The organism is Frankia sp. CeRuru1, from assembly GCF_977966315.1.
This window is the reverse complement of record NZ_CDWWEW010000381.1, coordinates 2616-4980: the sequence shown is the minus strand read 5'-3', so window position 1 is coordinate 4980 and position 2365 is coordinate 2616. Positions and strand designations below refer to the sequence as shown.

The following is a 2365-nucleotide window of genomic DNA, read 5'->3' as shown; positions in this document are numbered from 1 at the left end:
CCGGAAAGGGAACTGCTCGCCGCGCGGCGTGCTCTCGACACCCGGGCGGACGAGCTTCGCCGGCGGGCGGATCGACTGCGCGGTGAGGCCGGCGCCGTCCTGGCTCAGAGGAATCATTCGCGATAGTCAGTCGACCGGGACCTGTCCGCGGTCGTGCACCGGGGCGAACCCGTGCCACCGTGCCGCGACCGGGCCACGAGCTGCTGGTTCACCTGTTCGCGCTTGGTTTTTTCAAGATAATCAACGGTGTTGACGAACCTGGATAAACCATTTTTGATCTTGAAAAACCCCAAAAGAGGCGTAGCCGGACGAATTATGGGGAGCCAGTCACGGTTTGGGGACCGCAGACCGTGCCCAGGTCCCCCAAATTCACCGGCCGACGGCTGGCCGACTGTTCGCCGGATCTTGTGTGGTAGTCGTTTCGGCGTCCTGCCTCCGCTGCCACGGCCGCACGTGACCGAGTACCGGGTCGTGGCCAGGGTCTGCCCGTGCTGCGCGGCGACCACCAACGGGGACACCCCGGCGGGGGTGACGGGCCGGGGTCGGCTACGGGCCGGGCCTGCTCGCGCAGGCGGCGTGGCTGGTGTGCGCGCAGCACCTGCCGGTCCGCAGCGGCCCGGGCCCGGAAGGCCGCTACCTTCAAGGCCGTTATCCTCTGCTGCAACCGACCGGAGCGGGAGAAACGATCTTCACCTACGAGTTCGCCACGGTGGAATGGTTGTGGGACCAAGGGTCCATCCGGGTCAACATGCCCCGGGGCAAGGAGCGGATGTTCCCCGGCAGCTACGACGAGCTGGTCACGGTACTGTCCGACCTCGGCGGCCAGGGCTGGGACGTGGCCACGTGCGCGGCCACCGGGAACTGGCTGTTCTGGACGCTGCGGCGGCAACGCTGATGTCGGGCTGAACGGGACGGGGAGGTGACGTGGCGAACCTGCGCGGCTCGCCAGCCGCGCCTGCGGCGGGTCAGCAGAAGGCGACCATCTCGCGTAGCCACTCGCTCAGCTTGGCGATTTCGGTGGCCGACGCGGTGCCCAGCGGTGTGGACCGGGTGAACCGTTGGGTGGATACCGCCGTGATCTCCTCGGTGCGTGCCCAGCTCGGCCGGTCCAGGCCGGACTCGGGCGAGTCGATGCGCACGTGATGGTCCAGGCCCCGGTCCCGCGCGGTCAGGGGCACCACGAGGGCCATGTCGATCGGGAACCGGCAGTGCGTTGCCGAGCCGACCACCACGGCCGGGCGTGGGCCGCCCTGCTCGTGCCCGATTGGCTGACCGAAGTCCACCAGCCACACCTGCCAGGGCGCGAGCCTCAGCGCCCGGCTCACCGGTGGTACTCCGGGTACTCCTCACGTGCATCCGGCAGGCCGTCGCCGGCCGCGTCGTCGGTCAGCCGCGCCTCGGCCTGGTAGCTGGCCCACTCCTCGGGGTTGGCGCGCAGTTCCTCGTACCGCCGCATGATGCGGTTGATCTTATGTTCCTTGACCAGGCGCCGGACCGCCTCGCCCAGCGGCACGCCCTGGAAGTCCCGCTCGGCGATCTCCGCCAGTTCGTCGCGTAGCCCGCTGTCCAGCTGCATAGATGTCGTAGCCATAGACTCCAGTGTGGCACCTGCTATAGGTCAAGCTATGGCAGTAGGTCGAGTTACGACAGTAGGTCGACCTACGACAGCGCGGCTTGTCCTCGAGTGCGGTGCTGTGGGACGACCACATCGCCCATGTCGCCCATGCTCGGCGCGATGGTGCCTACGGGGCGCGATGCCCGGCCGCAGGTCCCCAGCCGCACCGGCCTGATCGGGCACGGTTCAGATCGCCGTTCCCCGCGCCAGACATACGCTCGGACGAACGTTGACGTTGTCAAGCGTTGCCCGCGCCCGACCGGCCGATGCGCACCCGGCCGGCATCCCGGGTGACGTACACCTGCTCTGACCAGCCACGTCCCCTGACCAGCCACGTGCCCTGACCACTCACGTGCCCTGACCATCGGACCGGCTTCGGACGGAACGACGTATCGAGCTCCTGCCCCGGGGAGGGCCGGGGCCGCCGGCCGGACCACGCGGCACAGGGAAACGGTGGTCCGATCGGAACACGCCACCGGATGTGGCTTTCGTATACATCATGACACGCACAGCAAACACTACCCTTACGTTAGGGTTGAATGGTGCCGGTGCGTGACGAGCGCCCGCGAGGCGGGCGGCCGAGCAGCGTCACCGGCACCGGACGTCCGCGGAAAACGGATGTCCGGCGGGAAAGGAACGTCCGGAGGAAAGGGACCACACCGCATGACCGATCAGCACCCACCGTTCGCCATGTCTCCCCGCCGGGTCCCCCACCAGCGAAGCCCCACAGCGGAGCCGATACCCGTGCTC

The 2365-nt window shown here is 68.3% G+C and carries 3 protein-coding genes and 1 pseudogene; 2 read left to right on the top strand and 2 right to left on the bottom strand.

Annotated features, from left to right (window positions below; genetic code table 11):
• Positions 1-432: 432 nt before the first annotated feature.
• Both AC08OP_RS20835 and AC08OP_RS20830 read left to right on the top strand, forming a co-directional pair.
• Positions 433-610: pseudogene (locus AC08OP_RS20835) on the top strand (IS66-like element ISFsp10 family transposase); the annotation flags it as partial.
• Positions 584-895, top strand: a complete 312-nt coding sequence (locus AC08OP_RS20830; RefSeq protein WP_476615722.1) for a hypothetical protein — start codon at positions 584-586, stop codon at positions 893-895. The pseudogene AC08OP_RS20835 and the gene AC08OP_RS20830, both read left to right, overlap by 27 nt.
• Positions 896-965: 70 nt before the next feature.
• Here the strand turns inward: AC08OP_RS20830 and AC08OP_RS20825 are convergent, their stop codons facing one another.
• Both AC08OP_RS20825 and AC08OP_RS20820 read right to left on the bottom strand, forming a co-directional pair.
• Entirely contained in the window at positions 966-1325 is a 360-nt protein-coding gene (locus AC08OP_RS20825; protein WP_476615721.1) for a type II toxin-antitoxin system PemK/MazF family toxin, read from the bottom strand.
• The gene (locus tag AC08OP_RS20820; RefSeq protein ID WP_476594105.1) at positions 1322-1591 is read right to left on the bottom strand and encodes a hypothetical protein; all 270 of its coding nucleotides are present in this window, start codon (positions 1589-1591) and stop codon (positions 1322-1324) included. The genes AC08OP_RS20825 and AC08OP_RS20820 overlap by 4 nt, the downstream gene beginning before the upstream one ends.
• Positions 1592-2365: the final 774 nt, after the last annotated feature.